Origin of the sequence: Segatella copri (genome assembly GCF_026015465.1) — a bacterium.
In the GTDB taxonomy this organism is placed as follows: Bacteria; Bacteroidota; Bacteroidia; order Bacteroidales; family Bacteroidaceae; genus Prevotella; species Prevotella copri_E.
On record NZ_JAPDUQ010000003.1, the window covers coordinates 340261 to 357040 of the forward strand.

Here is a 16780-nt window from a genome sequence, read left to right on the forward strand (position 1 = left end):
AAAGTTTTTTTTGAGAAAAAAGTCTCAAAGTCTCATTTTCTATTGAAAATATCGACTTAAAGACTTGATAGATAATAAGATAAAAGAAATGAGACTTCTCGGTTTTCGTGCTGAGAAGTCTCATTAAAGTCTCATAGAAGTATCATTATTTCACTTTTTCTTTACAAGATACTTCATTCCATCTGCAAATCTCTTATGTTTTAACTCACTCATATTCGCCAGTTTCCTGCCGAATCCCATCAAACTGTTCACCTTGAGCGATGAACCTATCTGCTTTTTCAGATAGTCGAAAATCTCGGCGGCAGTCAGATATTCACCCTCTTTCTCATTCTCAACCAAATCAAAATAGAGCTGGAAATACTGGTCTATCGGCTCAGCCACTTCAAACTGGCTGTTGTTCTTCATGATCAACTTTACCTGTTCCGCATCAAAATAACTCTTTTCGCCATTGTGCAAGGCAGTCAGCGCCTGGGCGAAAAGTTGCTGATAGTTCGGACGCACGCTCACATCGATAGGCCCCGTCAGTTCCACACCGATGAATCTTCGGTTGCCGGATGGATCGGTGAGAATATCCGTGATGTTGCTCGTGGCGATGAACGAGGCGAGACGAGGAAATTCCATGACATGACTGCCATACGGAGGCTTGTATTTCAGCGTAGGCAACTGGATGAGATTCTTCAGAAATCCCTGCTGCACCTGTGGAGAAATCTGGTTGAACTCATCGAGATTGATGACCATAAACTGCGCCATCGCCTGATAAACCTGACGTTTTTCTGACAGAATCAGATTATCGCTATATCCCCATTGCAGCTCCGGTGGCAACAGCCGGCGACAGAAAGTACTCTTGTTGTAACCCTGCTTGGAAATGAGAAGCGGAGCCACTGAGTTGCCATACTGGCGATGGGTAAAGCCGCGCCACTGGTCAACCATGCCCAGAAACCAGGTGTAGAACCAGTCTGCCCAGTAAGGATTGTTGGTAGGAACCGTACGAGCCAAGGCACGTATATGGTCCTTCCCGTCCCATTTGTCGTAGCATTGGAAGAGATATTCATCTATCGGATTATAATTCTTGATGTAATCAGACTCCAGAAAATTCCTGACATCCTTGATGCTCACTCGGATATCGGCAAGCTGCACCTCCAGCGTCATGCGCTTCTGCACCCTCGGATCTACGGGCTGGAAACCATACCAACCTTTCTCTTTCGGCATGTATTCCACGAATTTCATCACCGTGTTGTATCTGAAGTTATATTTACTTTTCAGCAGCTGCATCATGCTCATGATATTCTCGCGAACGCTGTTCTTGTCAACTTTCTTTTCTTCTTCCGAAGTATCGGAACCAGGAATCATCTGCTGATTATCTTCCGTGTTGAAAGCCTGGTTCTGAGGGTGCATGTTGCTGTCAATTTTCATCGCTACCGCCTTACTGTTGAAATAAGGTTTCGCATCGAGCGTCATCATAAAACTGTTGTGCATCGAAGGCTCAAAAGACAGGCTTGAGCCCGCTTCTATGGAAGGTTTCGGTCCGTCTGTGAGCACCGAAGCCTTGGCAATCCCCTGATATACAGGCAGAATCTGCTGGTAAGCGATGCGGTACAGTCGTTCGGCATCCGCCTCCTCAGCAGGCAGCAAGTCATCTTCATTGCTGAATTTCACCAATACGATAACCGACTTGCCATCAGCACCTTCCAGCGCAGCAAAGGTAGAAGGCAGCATGGCAACCGAGCGCTTCACGCCCTCCACGCCGTCCGCATCCGTGATGTTTCCGAATTTCAGCATCAGGATACCGTTGCACGCCTTCATCTTCAGGTTGTTGTTTTCGTCTTTGGCGAATTCAGCAGCGGGGTAGATGTGCATCCATGTTGGCATGTCCTTGTAATATTCGTAGCCGCTTTCCATATAGGTCACGTATTCGCGGAAATGGGTAACAGTAAGTCTGCTGTCATCTTTTGCGATACGTTGCAGCAACTTCTCCATCGTCTTGGTGCTGACGAGGAGCTGCTTCTTGTTGTTTGTATGTACGATTGTTATCTTCATTGAATATATCGATTAGGATGTTTGTTTGTTAACTATTAACCATAAACAGTTAACTATAAACTACTCATTGGCGGAATTAAAATTCGCCTAAAAATTAGTATCTTTTATGGAGAAAAAGTTGTGCATCTCGCTGATTTTTAGTAACTTTGTGGTGTCAAAACATAAAGTTATAATCTTTCACGCTATGCACAACTTGTATGCAAATTTCGTAAAAATTCTTGAGATATGCAAGAATTTCTCCATAAATTTAGTTAATGAGCTAGGAAATATTCCTCGCCCAGGAGTCGTCCCACGTTTTTCAGACCTCGAAGTTGTTGCTTTGAGCTTAACTGCTGAGCATCTAAGTATCGACAGTGAAAACAACTTGTTCGACAGACTGAAGGAGTATAAGACTGAAATGCCAAACCTGATTTCTCGACGTCAATTTAATGACCGCCGAAAATTCACAGCGGAATTATGCGAGACGATTCGTAAGCGCATTGCATCAAAGATGGATGGCGCAGAAGAATATTTCTGCATTGATTCCAAACCGATAGAGGTATGCCGTTTGTCCAGAGGATTGCGTTGCAAGATGAAAGGAACAGACGTGACAAACTCTCCAGCATTTGGCTATTGTGCCACTCAGAAGATATACTATTATGGATTTAAACTCCACGCAGTCTGTGGGTTAAGTGGAGTTATCCACTCGTATGATTTGAGTCCAGCTAATGTTCATGACATTCATTTTCTTAAAGATGTTAAGTTTCAATTTCATGACTGTTGCATCCTAGGTGATCGTGCTTACCTCAGTGCAGAACTACAGCAAGACCTGTTTTCTTCTGTAGGCATTAAGTTGGAAGTTCCATATCGTCTGAATATGAAGAATTGGAGACCAACATTCAAGCCTTATGCAAAGGCGAGAAAGAGAATCGAGACCAATTTCTCTCAACTTTGTGATCACTTCATGCTCTTCAGAAATTACGCAAAGCAAACACCAGGACTGTTTACCCGAATCATCGGGAAAATTAGCGCATTCACAGTCTTGCAATATATAAATTATGTAAACAATAGACCGATTGGCAGGGTTAAATATGCGCTAAACTAATTCCGCCAACAGGTTATAAACTATAAAATCTTATCAGCGTTGCCCAAAGTTTGGTTGGTAAATTGGGCACTCGTTTCCCGTTGTACGGGCAATGACTGCCCGTCACGTGTTCACCGGTAGCCCGTCACGTGTTCTCTGTGGGACCGCTTAAATGGCATGGCTGGAACATCTGGAGGGCAGAGAAAAAGATTAGCTTTTAGTGAAATCAATCTCTTCTGAGAAATAGTCGAATTCAACATCTTTATATCCGTATCTGGCGAAGAGCTGTTTGATATATGCCTGTTGTTCCGGCAGGAGTTTCAGTTGTCCCAGTTTGTAACGGTAGTATTGTCCTTTGCTGCCGAGGTAGTCTCTCATTTCGGCGCGCAGAGCAGGAGCGTCTTTCACTTTCATTTCGGCAAAGAGTTTGTCGAATCCCCATGCCATTTTCACGACACGCAGCGGAGCGAAGTACTTGCAATTCCCGTTTTTCAGGGCATTTGGGAAAATGGCATCCCCTCTATCAGTCTTCTCGTTTTTGTAGAGTGCAGATAGATAGTGGATACATTTGTTTTTCATCGGACATGGTTCGGTGAAACAGTAGGTGATGTTGCTAGGTACGTTTCCGTACTCAAAAGCCTTTTTCAGTAATTCCTTTTCATCCATGTTTCTTAAGTATTAAGAATAAAACATTCTGTTTTACTAAACGCAAAAACATCCTGTTTATTGCCTTAAAAAGGCTATTATTATCACTTCATAAAGCATTTTTTTTTCGATGCAAGCAAGAAATCATGATACTTTTCGCTAATTTATGATACTTCGATGATACTTCTCTCTTCATTTTTAGAGAAGTCTCATTTATGTTAATGCGCTGTGTATTAATGGTATAACCCTGAATTTCTGCGGTAGAATGATACTTTGATACTTTTTCCGAGGAAAAACTTTTATGCGTGAGCATATCAATCTTTCTTTTGTTTTACAATTTTCTGCTGAAAGAGTAGTTACCATAATAGCTTTCTATATTAAATAAGGTAAAAAAATAAGCGATGATTTGGTTGTATCGTAAGTCTTTTGTATCTTTGAGGGCAAAACAATTAACAGGAAAAGTCCATGCAATATCCTTTGATATCAGAATATGTGAGAGCAATACAAGATGCTAGCAATAATCTTGATAAGCTGGCTCATTTGCTACCAGTGTTAGATGATCATGATGAACCATATCGTAGCAGTGGTGCGTTTGCCGTCGTGTTCAAGATGAAAGATGAACAGACGGGGAAATGCTATGCCTTAAAGTGCTTTACTGAAGAACAAGAAGGTAGAGCTGAGGCTTATCGCCAGATTGCAGATGAGTTGGAGTTCGTAGATTCCTCTTATATTACTTCTGTAAAGTACTTAGACAAAGAAATCTTCGTAGATAGCAGTTGTGAGGAAGACGAGTTTCCTGTTCTTCTGATGGATTGGATTGATGGTGAAACAATGGAGAATTACATTGCAGAGAACTATCAAGACAATTATGCCATGGCTATGCTTTGCTATCGCTTCTGTAAAATGGCAGCGTGGCTTCGTTCTCAACCATTTGCTCATGGTGACATCAAGCCAGACAACATCATGGTTCGTCCTGATGGAAATCTGACATTGGTAGATTATGATGGTATGTTTGTTCCTGCCATGAAGGGACAGAAGTCTCCAACAATTGGTACAAAAGACTTTTCGCATCCTTTGCGAACTGTTGATGATTTTGACGAAACCATCGATGACTTTGCTTTGGCTAGTATTGCTTTGTCATTGAAAGCTATCTCTTTGAAGCCATCTTTGCTTGATGAATATGGTGCAGCAGATAGATTGCTCTTTTCTGTAAATGATTATAATAAGTTATGTAAAATAAATCTATGGAAGAAACTGTCTAAAATCAAAAATATGGAAATTAAAAAATTACAAACTTGTTTACGGTTGGCTGAAAATCGCCAAAATTATGATAATTTGTTAATTAGTTGTGTGAAAGAACCTACAAAAGATACTACCTTGGAGAAAGTTGATTTCCTAAAAGCAAGGGCGATATCTGCTGTATGTTCAAGTAGACAATTGCAAGAGCACTTAACTTCTAATACTCATTATGATTTGATTGATTTGACATCTCAGAAATCAGAAAACTCATACCCGATAAAAGAAATTTTAGCATTATTGGCAGTGTTGTCTTTTTTTGCTTTGTATTTCATAGACGAGGAGTTGTTTTTAAACGTGTTCCTCTTTTTTATGGCAAGTTCATCGGTTATATTTATGATTATAGGTTTTGTTATTTATGCTGGAATAATTTTATTGGGTGGTTATTTGCTTTTTGTAATAATAAAAAAGATATTGAAAAAATAAGAATGCAACTATGATACTGATTGAATCTAAGCGAAAGAAGCAGGAGAATATCTTGAAGAAATATCCCGATGCAATCATTGCAGATGTGACAAGCCATGCGGAAGATGATTTGATAAAGTTGAGTCCTTTTTATCCGCATGGTGGAATACCTGTGCCATTCAGCGAGGGTGTTACTGCTACATGTGTTGAGGCTGTGTGGCAAGGGTTAAAGGTATTTGAATCGGCTGATGTAGATATGAAAATGTTTACGAATGAGTCGATGAAGAATATCAAGAGAACTGTTCGCAAGTTCGGTAAGCCTCTTGGACATCGCAAAGGAGTAAACGGAACAGAACTGCTCGGATATATTGAGGCTCGAAAGCAGATTTATATTCCTACTTACAAGTGGGTTCTTGAACATAAGGTTCAAAGTATTATCGAAAGATTGCGAGAGGCTAGCCAGACTAAGACCATCGTACTTTTGGATTATAATACAAATTGTGATGTGGATGACCCGAAGAAGCCTCTTTCGCATGCCTTTCTAATCAAGGCATACGTAGAAGGTCTATATCCTTTTGGTGATAAAAAGTGGAAACCGCAGACAATAGAACCAAAGCAACTAACGTTATTCTAACATACATATATTATTGGAGGATAAAAACAATGAATAGAAGAAGTAACTGGGAGGATTTTAAGAATATTCTCGAACAAAATCATATCACCAAGCTCTATCACTTCACAGACCGTGATAACTTGGAGAATATTATCAAGAATGGAGGACTCTATTCTTGGAAGGATTGTGAGGAACGTGGCATCAATATTCCTAAACCAGGAGGTGGAGGACCAGGTTCTCCATCCTGGTCGTTGGATAAGCGTGATAATCTGGAACATTATGTTCGTGTCAGCTTTACCATGAACCATCCAATGATGTATGTGGCAATGAATGAGGATAGAATTTCTAACCCTGTCATTCTGGAGATAGACCCTGAGGTGATTTATGATGAGAATACTAAATATGCAGACAGGAATGCTGTGCGAAATGGTGCTCATGTGGGTGGAAGTCTGGAGGATTTCAAGAAGATTCACTTCCAAACTGTCAAGGCTCGTAATCACTTCGATTTCGATGTGGATGAGCAGCCATTCTATCAGGCGGAGATATTGGTAAAGAACACCATTCCTCTGAAGTATATCAAGAACATTGGCAACTTTGGTATTCCAATTCCAAGCCAACCACAGATGTTGCAGAGCAAGAATGCATATACGGCTCGTGTTGACCGTGAGCATCCTACGGCATTCATCTTCTTGGTGGACCAGAGTGTTTCTATGCGTAGAATTACCACCTTTAATGGTGAGGATATGACTTTATCTGAGGCCGTAGCCCGTATCGTAAATGCCCAAATCAACGAGTTGGTGGAGCGATGTGTGAAGAATAATGAGACTCGCCATTACTTTGATATTGCCATGATAGGTTATGGCACTGAGGCTTATAGCGCTTGGAATGGTAGCTTGGAGGGAAAAGACTTCGTTACTCCAGAAGAGATTCGTGATAATCCTTACCAAAAGAAAATGGTGAAGGAAGAGGTGCGTACTCGTAAAGGTATAACCGTCAAAGAAGTAGAGAAGAAACAATGGATGGTAGCTCGCCATGATGGTAGTTGGACACACATGGATAAAGCTTTCAAACGTGCAGAAGGTTTGCTCGAAAGCTGGATGAAAGACCATCACGACAAGGATTGTTATCCTCCTACAATTATCAATATCACAGATGGTGAGTATAATGGCACCTCACATGATGAAATGCAACAACTTGCTAATCAGTTGAAGTCGATGTTTACCAATGATGGTAATGTATTATTCTTCAATATTCACGTTATACCTGGACATGCAGAATCAGTAGTGTTCCCTGCAACTGTAGATGAACTGAACGGAAATGGATATGGTGAGAAACTTTATAATATGTCGAGTCTCTTGCCACTAAATTATAATGAGCAGATTCGTGCCATCTTTGGTGATAAGCAAACGGACATCCGTTATCATGCCATGGGTGTGAATACCGGTATGGAGCGATTGGTCAAGATGATGAAGATTGGTACGTTGTCGAGTATGCTTGTTAATCAAAACCTATAATATATATGAATAGAGGCGTAAGCATAGCAAAATGGAATGACCATGTAGCAAACGAAGATTCCTTCTTCTCATCTGATACTTGCATAGCGGTATCGGATGGGGCAGGAGGCTGTGGCTTGTTTGCTGATGAATGGTCGCAATATCTCATAGAGCAGTTACCAAAGAATAAACCTATCACGTCTTTTACAGAACTTGACGAATGGGTGGATAGCATCTGGGAATCATTTTATAATGAGCATGAGGAAAAGGCAAAGCAAGGGGATGGCATTCTTCTGAATAAGTTCTATAACGAAGGTTCGTGCGCTACTATTGCTGCAGCATGGAAGATTCAGGAAAAGGTCGCAAAATGGATGGCTTATGGTGATAGTGTTGTTTTCCATTATAGTTTTCAAACTGGTATTTTGGAACATAGTTTTACGAAATTGGCAGATTTCTGTAATCCTCCAAGATTGGTTAGTTGTAAAGACCCGTTGGAAGAAGAAGGCTTTAAACATGGTGAATTTGTGTTAGATGATTCGTCTGTAGTCTTTGCTGCCAGCGATGCTTTATCTCATTATATTTTAATGATGTATGAGTTAGCTCATTGTAAGGAATTTTGCGAAGAACTTGCAGAGGAATATCTAAAGCAGTCTGGTAATTCTCAATTACTAAAAACGGCAGAAACATTGAGATTTAATTTTAAGAACGACGTTATCGAAAAAATACTTCAAGCATCAGATAATCAATTAACTTTTGAGGAATATCTAAAAGGATTATATCACCAAGGAGTGATTGATATGGATGATTTTACGATTTGTTGGTTGTGTAAACAATAAAATATGGAAAATGAAATTATAAATGAACGATTCCTTGGCACAATCTTCGGGCAAGCTGTAGGAGATGCCTTGGGACTGAGCACGGAGTTTATGTCCAAGCAAGAGATGGATCGTTTTTATCCTAATGGGATAGAGGACTATTCACAAATCGTGCAGGATGATCATCGTCGTCGTTGGCAAAGAGGCGATTGGACTGATGATACCGACATGATGCTATGCATCTTAGATTCTTTTGTGGCTTGTCAAAAGGTAGATATTCTTGATATTGCCAGAAGGTTTAAGGAATGGATGATGAATGGAGGCATGGGAATTGGCCGGCATACTTATAATGTAATGGCTCTTGGTGATTATACTTCGAATCCACAGAAGGCTGCAGAGATTATCTGGAAGATGGGAAAGAAAAAAGCTGCAGCTAATGGAGCCGTCATGAGAACTTCGGTGGTAGGACTTTTGAAGGACAATGTAGCTAATAATGCAGAGAATATCTGTAAGCTAACTCATTATGATCCTCGCTGTGTGGGCTCTTGCGTTATCGTTTCTTCTATCATACATGCTCTTGTCTTTGAAGACAGAATATTGGATTATGAAGATGTGATTGGCATTGCCAAACAATATGATGAACGAATCGTTCCATTTATTGACTTGGCATATCATGAAGGTCTGGATTCTTTGTGCCTGGATGATGAAAAGAGTATGGGATATACGCTCAGAACTTTAGGGGCAGCCCTATGGGCTTATTGGCATGCAACCTCGTATAAGGAGGGTATCCTGAAGATTGTTTTATCAGGAGGAGATGCGGATACAAATGCAGCTGTAGCTGGTGCTATCCTGGGTGCTAAATTTGGAATAAACCAAATTCCTGAAGAATGGAAAAGTGGTCTTCTCCATGCTTCTATGCTTCATGATAAGGTGCAGAATTTATATGCAATGCTCCGATGAGAATTTCATCTCTGCTGTTCATAAAATATAATAGCGCTGTATCGGTGTTCGGTACAGCGCCATCAAAAAGTTCGTTTGTTGATTTAGTTTCTATAGTTGTACTCATATCAATAACTCTAGAATAAATCAGCCAATACTATGGAGATGATTCCTGATGCAACAGCACTTAAAATCCATAGTAAGACTTGTAAAGCACGTCTTACTGTAAAATGTACACGAGCCCAGTGAACATCGGGAGCTGTTGTATCTATGAGAAGTTCCAATTCACTATATTTATTGTAGGCCTGCTGATAGATATCTAACGCTTCGCTAGTATTGATACTTTCTAAAATCTTAGCTTTACGTACAGCTCTTACTGCATCAGAGCGTAGAGATTTATATTTTGGATAAAAAGTGCCGTTTTGCAGCACAGTCAAATCCACATGTCTTGTTTGTTTTTCAAATAATAAAACCGAATCGTGAATAGATAAGTTCAAACACTTATAGCAGTCAAGTATAATTCTAAGTACATGACGTTCTGCTTTATGAATTTCGGCAATTCTTTGCTCTGAAGTTAATCTTTAAAGTAGCATCGGGCAATATGGTCATGCAATGCACGTATTTCATTAAATAATGGTAACGGGAACTGTTCAGTCCTCGCTTCTACTTCTGCAATAAGCGGTTTGATAATCGTATTGTAGTCGTCATATAGTGTTATAATTTGCTTGCTATTATCCATTTTAAATTCGTGCTAAACGTTTGTCTATATCATTTTTTGAAACTAAACGTTTGAAAAACAAATAGACAGATCCTCTATTAACCATATTTTTGAGAGAGAATGCTGGAGTTAGTTTTTTGCCAATACGAGCCTCGACAAGTGCATCTAGCTCTTCCGCACTCATCTGCAATATCTCATCGTAAGTTTTTCCTAACTTCCGACTTAATGTTTCTCGTGTCTGTTCATTCAGTATATGCATAAAACTCATTCTTACATTAATTAATACAAAGGTAATCATTTTTCAGTTATCTTCCAAGTATTTTTTACGAATTTAACACAAAAATTTATCAATGCGTAATAATAACGCAGAATCCTGCTGGTATTACAGCCAGCAGGATTCTACGCTTTTCTTATATGTCGATTGCAAAATGAACTCAATTGAACTTAATAGAACTTTCTTGTGAATTCTTATTCAGCATTTGCCTGCTGCTCTGTCTCTGTAGACTCCTGCTGCTGAGTTGTCTCCTCTTGAGTATTCTCCTGTGGAGTCTCCTGAACAGTAGCTGGCTGCTCTGCTTGGGTGTTCTCTTCTGTTACTACAGGAGTATCTGTAGTAGTTTCGGCTGGTGTCTCCTGCTGGATAGAATCCTCAGTGGTAGCCTGTGGCTGGATAGGAGTACCTGTTGTCAATGTATCTGAAGGTGCTTCTGGAGCTACGGTATCAACTGGTGCTACCTCTGCGTTACTTACCATTCTGCTTGATGCAAAAACGTTGCTTACTGAAACCATTACCATAGCTGCGATAGCTGCAAACTACCCAAATATAACAAGTTTAAGTATTAATGTATTTATTTTAGGTACAAAGATACGATTTTTTAGGCTCAATCATCCTAAAAGTATAAGATTTAAGAAAGTTTTAGGATGAATCGTCCTAAAACTTTTTATCTATCCCCATATTTAGGTATTTCTGCGAAACCATCATTTTTAGGTATTGCAGATGATGGAAAAAGGATGTATCTTTGCACCCGAAAATAAATGTAACTAAAAGTAAGATAGACAAATGAAAACAACAATCGTAATTTATGGCTCTTCCACTGGCTCATGCCAGTCGATTGCCGAAACCATCGCCTCTAAGTTGGGCGTGGAAGCTGTAGATGTAGCTAACATCGATGACGCTACTATCGCAAGTCATGAGAATCTTCTTCTCGGTACTTCTACATGGGGTGCCGGCGAGATGCAGGATGACTGGTATGATGGCGTGAAGACATTGAAGAGTGCCGGCTTGGCTGGCAAGACCGTAGCCTTGTTTGGTTGTGGCGACAGCGAGTCTTACCCTGATACATTCTGTGGCGGCATGAAGGAACTCTACGATGCTGCCGTAGAGGCTGGTGCTACCGTATTGCCTGGTGTTTCTACAGACGGATACACCTATGATGACAGTGAGGCAATTGATGGCGAAAAGTTCCTGGGACTCGCACTCGACGAGGTGAACGAGGACGACAAGACAGAGGAGCGTATCGATGCCTGGCTCGAGGACATCAAGCCAGCGTTATAATTTTTTCTAAAATATATCTTTCAAGAATTAGAGAATGATGGAATTCTCTGATTCTTGGTTTAAAAACAGATAAATTCGGATAGTATGCAGCAGGAAATCGCAACACCAGTAGATTTGAAGGTTCTGATGAATCATATATATGAATATAAGAAGGGCGTGCGCTGCCTGGTGCTCTACACCTTCAACAAGAAATATGAGTCTTTTGCCATAACTAGATTAGAGCGTCAGAACATTGATTATATCATCCAGCCGGTTGGCAACGACCGTCTGAATCTCTTCTTTGGTAAGAAAGAATGTCTGGATGCTATCCGCATGATAATCACCAAACCGTTGTGCCAGCTTACGCCTGAGGAGGATTTCATCTTGGGTGCCATGCTGGGATATGACATCTGTGCCCAATGCGAACGCTATTGTGAGCGGAAGAAGAAGGTTTGCTAAGCTTTTCTTTCATCTTCGTAATGTTTTATGTTTATAAGTAGAAAGAGCGTGATTGCCGTAATGGTGATTACGCTCTTTCTGCATATTTCGGAATAATTCCTCTTTTTGATGCCTGTTCTGACGGAATAATTCCTCTTTTTGAGGGCTGAAATGAAAGAAAAGGTCTGAAAACGCTACTTATTTATTAGTACTGACTATATCAATGCGTTTAACCTGATACCTATTTTTAAGTATAAAAAATGTGAAAATCACAATTTCTCGGTATTGTACAATTTCTAAATAAGTCTTACCTTTGCAGCCCGAAAAAAGGAATAGATATGAAAAAAGGATTAGGAAAAATTAGAAAGATTAAAAAGAAACACATCTTCCTGGCCTTATTGGCTGTGATTGTTCTGGGAGGTTTGGCGAAGGCTTACTCTGCCTGGGTGGGTACTACCCGCATCGCTTTCCTCAACTATCAGGCTATTGCGCTGGGACAGATTTCGCATGCCAACGACAATGCGATGATTAAACTGAGTGAGATCACAACCGATGATTTCGATCATCTGGATGATTACGATATGATTATCGTGAATGGTATGGGACTCCGAATTGACGAGAACCAGCGCAAGCAGTTGGAAGAGGCTTCCTACAAGGTGCCAACCCTGACTCATGCTGCTACCAACCCAGCCAACAATATCGTATCGGTAGATAACTTCGATGCAGATTATCTGATGCAGTACATCGAGAATGGCAACAAGAAGAATTATCACAGTATGCTCGCTTACATCCGTAAGTTTATCGACGGAAAGAAGTTCATGGCTCCAGAACCGGAACGTGTGGATGAGCGACCAAACTATCTCCTGACTCATTTTGACCCGAAAGATGAGAAGGGTGATGAACTGGGTTTCAACAGCATCCGTGAGTACAATGCCTTCCTGGCGAAGAACGGATTATATAAGAAAGGTGCTCCTACCATCTTGCTCACCGGTTTTATGGGTGCGGCTCCTGATATGGAGAAGGCTTTCGAGAAGAAGGGATTCATGGTGTATCGCATCAACCAGCTGCAGAGCTTTATCGCCGGTCATCATGCCGACAGTATTCAGGCGAATGCCGTAGTAAATATGGCGCATGGCAGACTGGGCGATTACTTCGTAGAGTTCCTGAAGCAGAAGAATATTCCATTGTTCTCACCTCTTAATATCAACCGCTTGACCACCGATTGGGAGAACGACAAGCAGGGAATGAACGGCGGTTTCATGTCGCAGAGCATCGTGACTCCGGAGATTGATGGTGCCATCCGTCCATACGTAGTTTTCGGACAGCGCATCAACAAGGAGGGCTTGCAGGAGGTTTACGGCATCCCTGACAGAATGGAGAGCTTCGTGGAGAGCGTGCAGGGCTATGTGAATCTGAAGAACAAGAAGAACAGCAACAAGCGCATCGCCATCTTCTACTTCAAGGGTCCCGGTCAGAATGCACTCACCGCTTCGGGAATGGAAGTGGTTCCATCGCTCTACAATCTCCTGGTTCGCTTGAAGAATGAGGGATACAATGTAGGCAAGTTGCCAGCCAATCCTCAGGAACTGGCAAAGATGATCCAGGCTCAGGGTGCCGTCTTCGGAACCTATGCCGAGGGTGCCTATACCCAATTCCTGAAGTCTGGACATCCAGCCCTGGTTACCGCCCAGCAGTTTGCCGGATGGACACAGAAGGCTTTGTCTAAGAAGATGATTAAGGAGATGAACCAGCTCTATGGTTCCTTCCCTGGCAAATATATGGCTACCGATGATGGTAAGCTGGCGGTGGCAAGACTGCAGTTTGGCAATGTGGCTCTGCTTCCACAGGTGATGGCAGGTGTGGGAGGCGATTCTTTCAAGATAGTGCATGGCACCGACCAGGCACCTCCTTACACCTATGTTGCCTCTTACCTCTGGGCTCGTTATGGTTTCAGTGCCGATGCGCTCATCCATTTCGGAACCCACGGCTCGCTGGAATATACCCCGAGAAAGCAGGTGGCACTCGACAGCAACGACTGGAGTGACCGATTGGTTGGCGTGGTTCCACATCTTTATATATATACCATCGGCAATGTGGGCGAGGCGATGATTGCCAAGCGCCGTACCTACGCTCAGACCCAGAGCTATCTCACTCCTCCTTTCAAGGAGAGCGAGTTGCGACAGACTTATAAGAAACTGAGTGATGCCATTCAGGCATACGAGAAGAAGCCGTCTAATGAGCAGTCGCTGAAAGTAAAGGCGCTGACCGTGAAGATGGGAATCGCCCGTGAATTGGGACTCGATGCCAAGCTCATGACTAAGCCTTATTCTGCAGATGAAATTGCGAGAGTAGAGAACTTTGCGGAAGAGTTGGCAAACGAGAAGATTACCGGCAAGCTCTATACTCTGGGTGTGCCATACGATAATGATGATGTCCGCACCAGTGTCTATGCGATGGCTACAGATCCTATTGCCTACGGAATGCTGGCAGTAGATAAGTTGAAAGGTCGTGCCCAGGAGGGTGTGGAGAAGCACAAGCAGCTTTTCGACCGTCTCTATCTGAGCAAGGCTCGCAACACCGTGACCCAGCTTCTGGGTTCAGCCTCGGTTTCTGATGAATACATCTGCCGTTATGTAGGAATCACTCCTGCCGAACTCCAGATGGCCCGTAAGGTAGAGGCGATGCAGGCAGCTCCGGATCCTATCCAGATGATGATGCAGATGGCAGACCAGATGGGTGGAGCGAAGGAGGCGAAGCCAAAGAAGGTGGATCATCGTACAGTAAGCGAGCTCCGTGCCGCCAAGGTTTCTCATAAGAAGAAGATTCCGCAGATGAGTCGTGAGGCTTTCGAGAAGATGGAGCAGACCGGTCGCTTCCCTGACAAGATGATGGAAGCCATCAAGAAGGGACAGAAATGGTATCAGGAGGATTTGAAGAAGGCGAAGATGGCGAAAGCCGGCAAGGGCAAAGCATCTCAGAAATCTTCTAAAGATAAGGGTATGATGATGTCGAAAGCACCTAAATATACCCGTCAGCAGATTCATCTGGCTCAGGCGATTACTACCGTAGAGCATGCCTTGCAGAATGTGGGCAAGTATTCGGAGGCGCTCCGTCAGAGTCCGCTCAACGAGATGTCTTCTCTGATGAATGCCCTGAATGGCGGCTTTACCGCTCCATCTCCTGGTGGTGATCTGATTGTGAATCCGAACACCCTGCCTACCGGTAGAAATCTCTTCTCCATCAATGTGGAAAATACACCTTCGGAGGATGCCTGGGAGAAGGCAAAGGAACTTTGCGACAATACCATCAAGATGTATTGCGAGCGACATAAGGGTGAATATCCTCGTAAGGTGAGCTACACTCTCTGGAGCAGTGAGTTTATCGAAACAGAGGGTGCTACCATCGCTCAGATTCTCTATATGCTCGGTGTAGAACCGGTAAGAGATGCCTTCGGTCGTGTTACCGATCTGCGTCTCATCCCATCCAAGCAGTTGGGCCGTCCTCGCATCGATGTCGTGGTTCAGACTTCCGGTCAGCTCCGCGACCTGGCAGCATCCCGTCTCTTCCTCATCAACAAGGCGATAGAGATGGCGGCAAATGCCAAGGGTGATAAGTATGACAACCTTGTGAAAGCCGGTGTTACCGAATCGGAACGAGTGCTCGTAGAGAAGGGCATGTCGCCAAAGGAGGCACGCGAGGTAAGTATGTATCGAGTGTTTGGAGGCGTAAACGGCAACTATGGCACTGGTATCCAGGAGATGGTAACCGCAGGTGACCGCTGGGATAAGGAAAGTCAGATTGCTGAGGTCTATCTGAACAATATGGGTGCCTTCTATGGTGATGAGAAGAACTGGGAGACCGTTCGCAAGGCTGCTTTCGAGGCAGCGCTGACCCGTACCGATGTAGTGGTTCAGCCACGACAGAGCAACACTTGGGGTGCTTTGAGTCTGGACCACGTATATGAATTCATGGGAGGTATGAACCTCGCAGTGCGCAACGTAACCGGTAAGGATCCGGATGCTTATCTCGCCGACTATCGCAACCATAGCAATATGAGAATGCAGGAGGTGAAGGAGGCAATTGGCATCGAGGGCAGAACCACCATCTTCAATCCAGCCTATATCAAGGAGAAGATGAAGGGTGGAGCCAGCAGTGCCAGCACATTCGCCGAAATCGTAACCAATACCTACGGCTGGAATGTGATGAAGCCAAAGGCAATCGACAAGGAGATGTGGGACGAGATCTATAATGTATATGTCAAGGACAAGTACAATCTCGGCACCAAGGAGTTCTTCGACAAGCAGAATCCGGCAGCGCTGATGGAGATGACCGCCGTGATGATGGAGAGTGCCCGCAAGGGAATGTGGAAGGCTACTCCTCAGCAGCTCAAGGACATCGCCAAGCTTCATACCGAGACCGTGAACAAGTATAAGCCTTCATGCTCCGGTTTTGTCTGCGACAATGCCAAGCTGCGTAACTATATCGCCAGCAAGACCGATGCTGCTTCTGCCAAGGAATATCAGCAGAATGTAGAGCAGATCCGCGATGCTGAGGCTGCGAAGAACAGCAGCGACAAGGGTATGGTGATGGAGAAGGAGACGCTGAATGAGGATGCTCAGAAAACCACCACTGTGGTGAGCGGCATCGTAGTAGGTGTCATCGTCATTGTAGCTTTCGTGATGTTGGCTATCCTCATTCGCCGCAGACGGAGTCAAAGTGAAGAGTGAAGAACGAAGAGTGAAGAATTAAATAGTATTTATAAATAAAAATAGGTGAAGAATTAT

Annotated in this window: 14 protein-coding genes; 9 read left to right on the forward strand and 5 right to left on the reverse strand. The window is 42.9% G+C overall.

Annotated features, from left to right (window positions below; genetic code table 11):
- Positions 1-150: 150 nt before the first annotated feature.
- The gene (locus tag ONT08_RS12505) at positions 151-2037 is read right to left on the reverse strand and encodes a VapE domain-containing protein (protein WP_264960086.1); all 1887 of its coding nucleotides are present in this window, start codon (positions 2035-2037) and stop codon (positions 151-153) included.
- A 106-nt stretch (positions 2038-2143) separates the two neighbouring features.
- On the opposite strand from ONT08_RS12505, the gene ONT08_RS12510 reads away from it, so the two are divergent.
- Positions 2144-3121, forward strand: a complete 978-nt coding sequence (locus ONT08_RS12510; protein WP_118201933.1) for an IS982 family transposase — start codon at positions 2144-2146, stop codon at positions 3119-3121.
- A 189-nt stretch (positions 3122-3310) separates the two neighbouring features.
- Here the strand turns inward: ONT08_RS12510 and ONT08_RS12515 are convergent, their stop codons facing one another.
- Positions 3311-3766 (reverse strand): DUF6078 family protein, encoded by a 456-nt coding sequence (locus ONT08_RS12515; RefSeq protein ID WP_119236624.1) that lies wholly within the window; start codon positions 3764-3766, stop codon positions 3311-3313.
- Positions 3767-4210: 444 nt separating this feature from the next.
- On the opposite strand from ONT08_RS12515, the gene ONT08_RS12520 reads away from it, so the two are divergent.
- Genes ONT08_RS12520 through ONT08_RS12540 form a run of 5 tightly spaced genes read left to right on the forward strand, consistent with a single transcriptional unit; the run spans position 4211 to position 9327 of the window.
- Positions 4211-5467, forward strand: a complete 1257-nt coding sequence (locus ONT08_RS12520; protein WP_264960087.1) for a protein kinase domain-containing protein — start codon at positions 4211-4213, stop codon at positions 5465-5467.
- 10 nt (positions 5468-5477) lie between these two features.
- Complete coding sequence (locus tag ONT08_RS12525) at positions 5478-6080, forward strand: DUF6939 family protein (RefSeq protein WP_264960088.1); 603 nt, start codon at positions 5478-5480, stop codon at positions 6078-6080.
- 29 nt (positions 6081-6109) lie between these two features.
- Entirely contained in the window at positions 6110-7573 is a 1464-nt protein-coding gene (locus tag ONT08_RS12530) for a DUF4433 domain-containing protein (RefSeq protein ID WP_264960089.1), read from the forward strand.
- A gap of 5 nt (positions 7574-7578) precedes the next feature.
- Entirely contained in the window at positions 7579-8388 is an 810-nt protein-coding gene (locus tag ONT08_RS12535; RefSeq protein ID WP_264960090.1) for a hypothetical protein, read from the forward strand.
- 3 nt (positions 8389-8391) lie between these two features.
- A complete protein-coding gene (locus tag ONT08_RS12540) occupies positions 8392-9327 on the forward strand; it encodes an ADP-ribosylglycohydrolase family protein (RefSeq protein WP_264960091.1) in 936 nt (311 codons plus the stop codon).
- Positions 9328-9443: 116 nt separating this feature from the next.
- Here ONT08_RS12540 and ONT08_RS12545 read toward each other — a convergent pair whose 3' ends face one another.
- The 3 genes from ONT08_RS12545 to ONT08_RS12555 form a co-directional block, all read right to left on the reverse strand.
- Entirely contained in the window at positions 9444-9803 is a 360-nt protein-coding gene (locus ONT08_RS12545) for a hypothetical protein (protein ID WP_264960092.1), read from the reverse strand.
- Positions 9804-10046: 243 nt separating this feature from the next.
- Positions 10047-10322: a hypothetical protein gene (locus ONT08_RS12550; RefSeq protein ID WP_022120272.1), complete on the reverse strand. Its 276-nt coding sequence runs from the start codon at positions 10320-10322 to the stop codon at positions 10047-10049.
- 170 nt (positions 10323-10492) lie between these two features.
- A complete protein-coding gene (locus ONT08_RS12555; protein ID WP_144155778.1) occupies positions 10493-10777 on the reverse strand; it encodes a hypothetical protein in 285 nt (94 codons plus the stop codon).
- A 307-nt stretch (positions 10778-11084) separates the two neighbouring features.
- Between ONT08_RS12555 and fldA the strand changes: the two genes are divergently transcribed.
- The 3 genes from fldA to ONT08_RS12570 all read left to right on the forward strand — a co-directional run bounded on the left by fldA (position 11085) and on the right by ONT08_RS12570 (position 16723).
- Positions 11085-11579, forward strand: a complete 495-nt coding sequence (gene fldA, locus ONT08_RS12560) for a flavodoxin FldA (protein WP_264960093.1) — start codon at positions 11085-11087, stop codon at positions 11577-11579.
- Positions 11580-11663: 84 nt separating this feature from the next.
- Positions 11664-12017 carry a DUF2023 family protein gene (locus tag ONT08_RS12565; RefSeq protein WP_264960094.1) on the forward strand — a complete coding sequence of 118 codons (354 nt, stop codon included), beginning with the start codon at positions 11664-11666 and terminating at the stop codon, positions 12015-12017.
- A 347-nt stretch (positions 12018-12364) separates the two neighbouring features.
- On the forward strand, positions 12365-16723 hold the full coding sequence (locus tag ONT08_RS12570) for a cobaltochelatase subunit CobN (RefSeq protein ID WP_437183614.1): 4359 nt from the start codon (positions 12365-12367) through the stop codon (positions 16721-16723).
- The last annotated feature ends 57 nt before the right edge of the window (positions 16724-16780 follow it).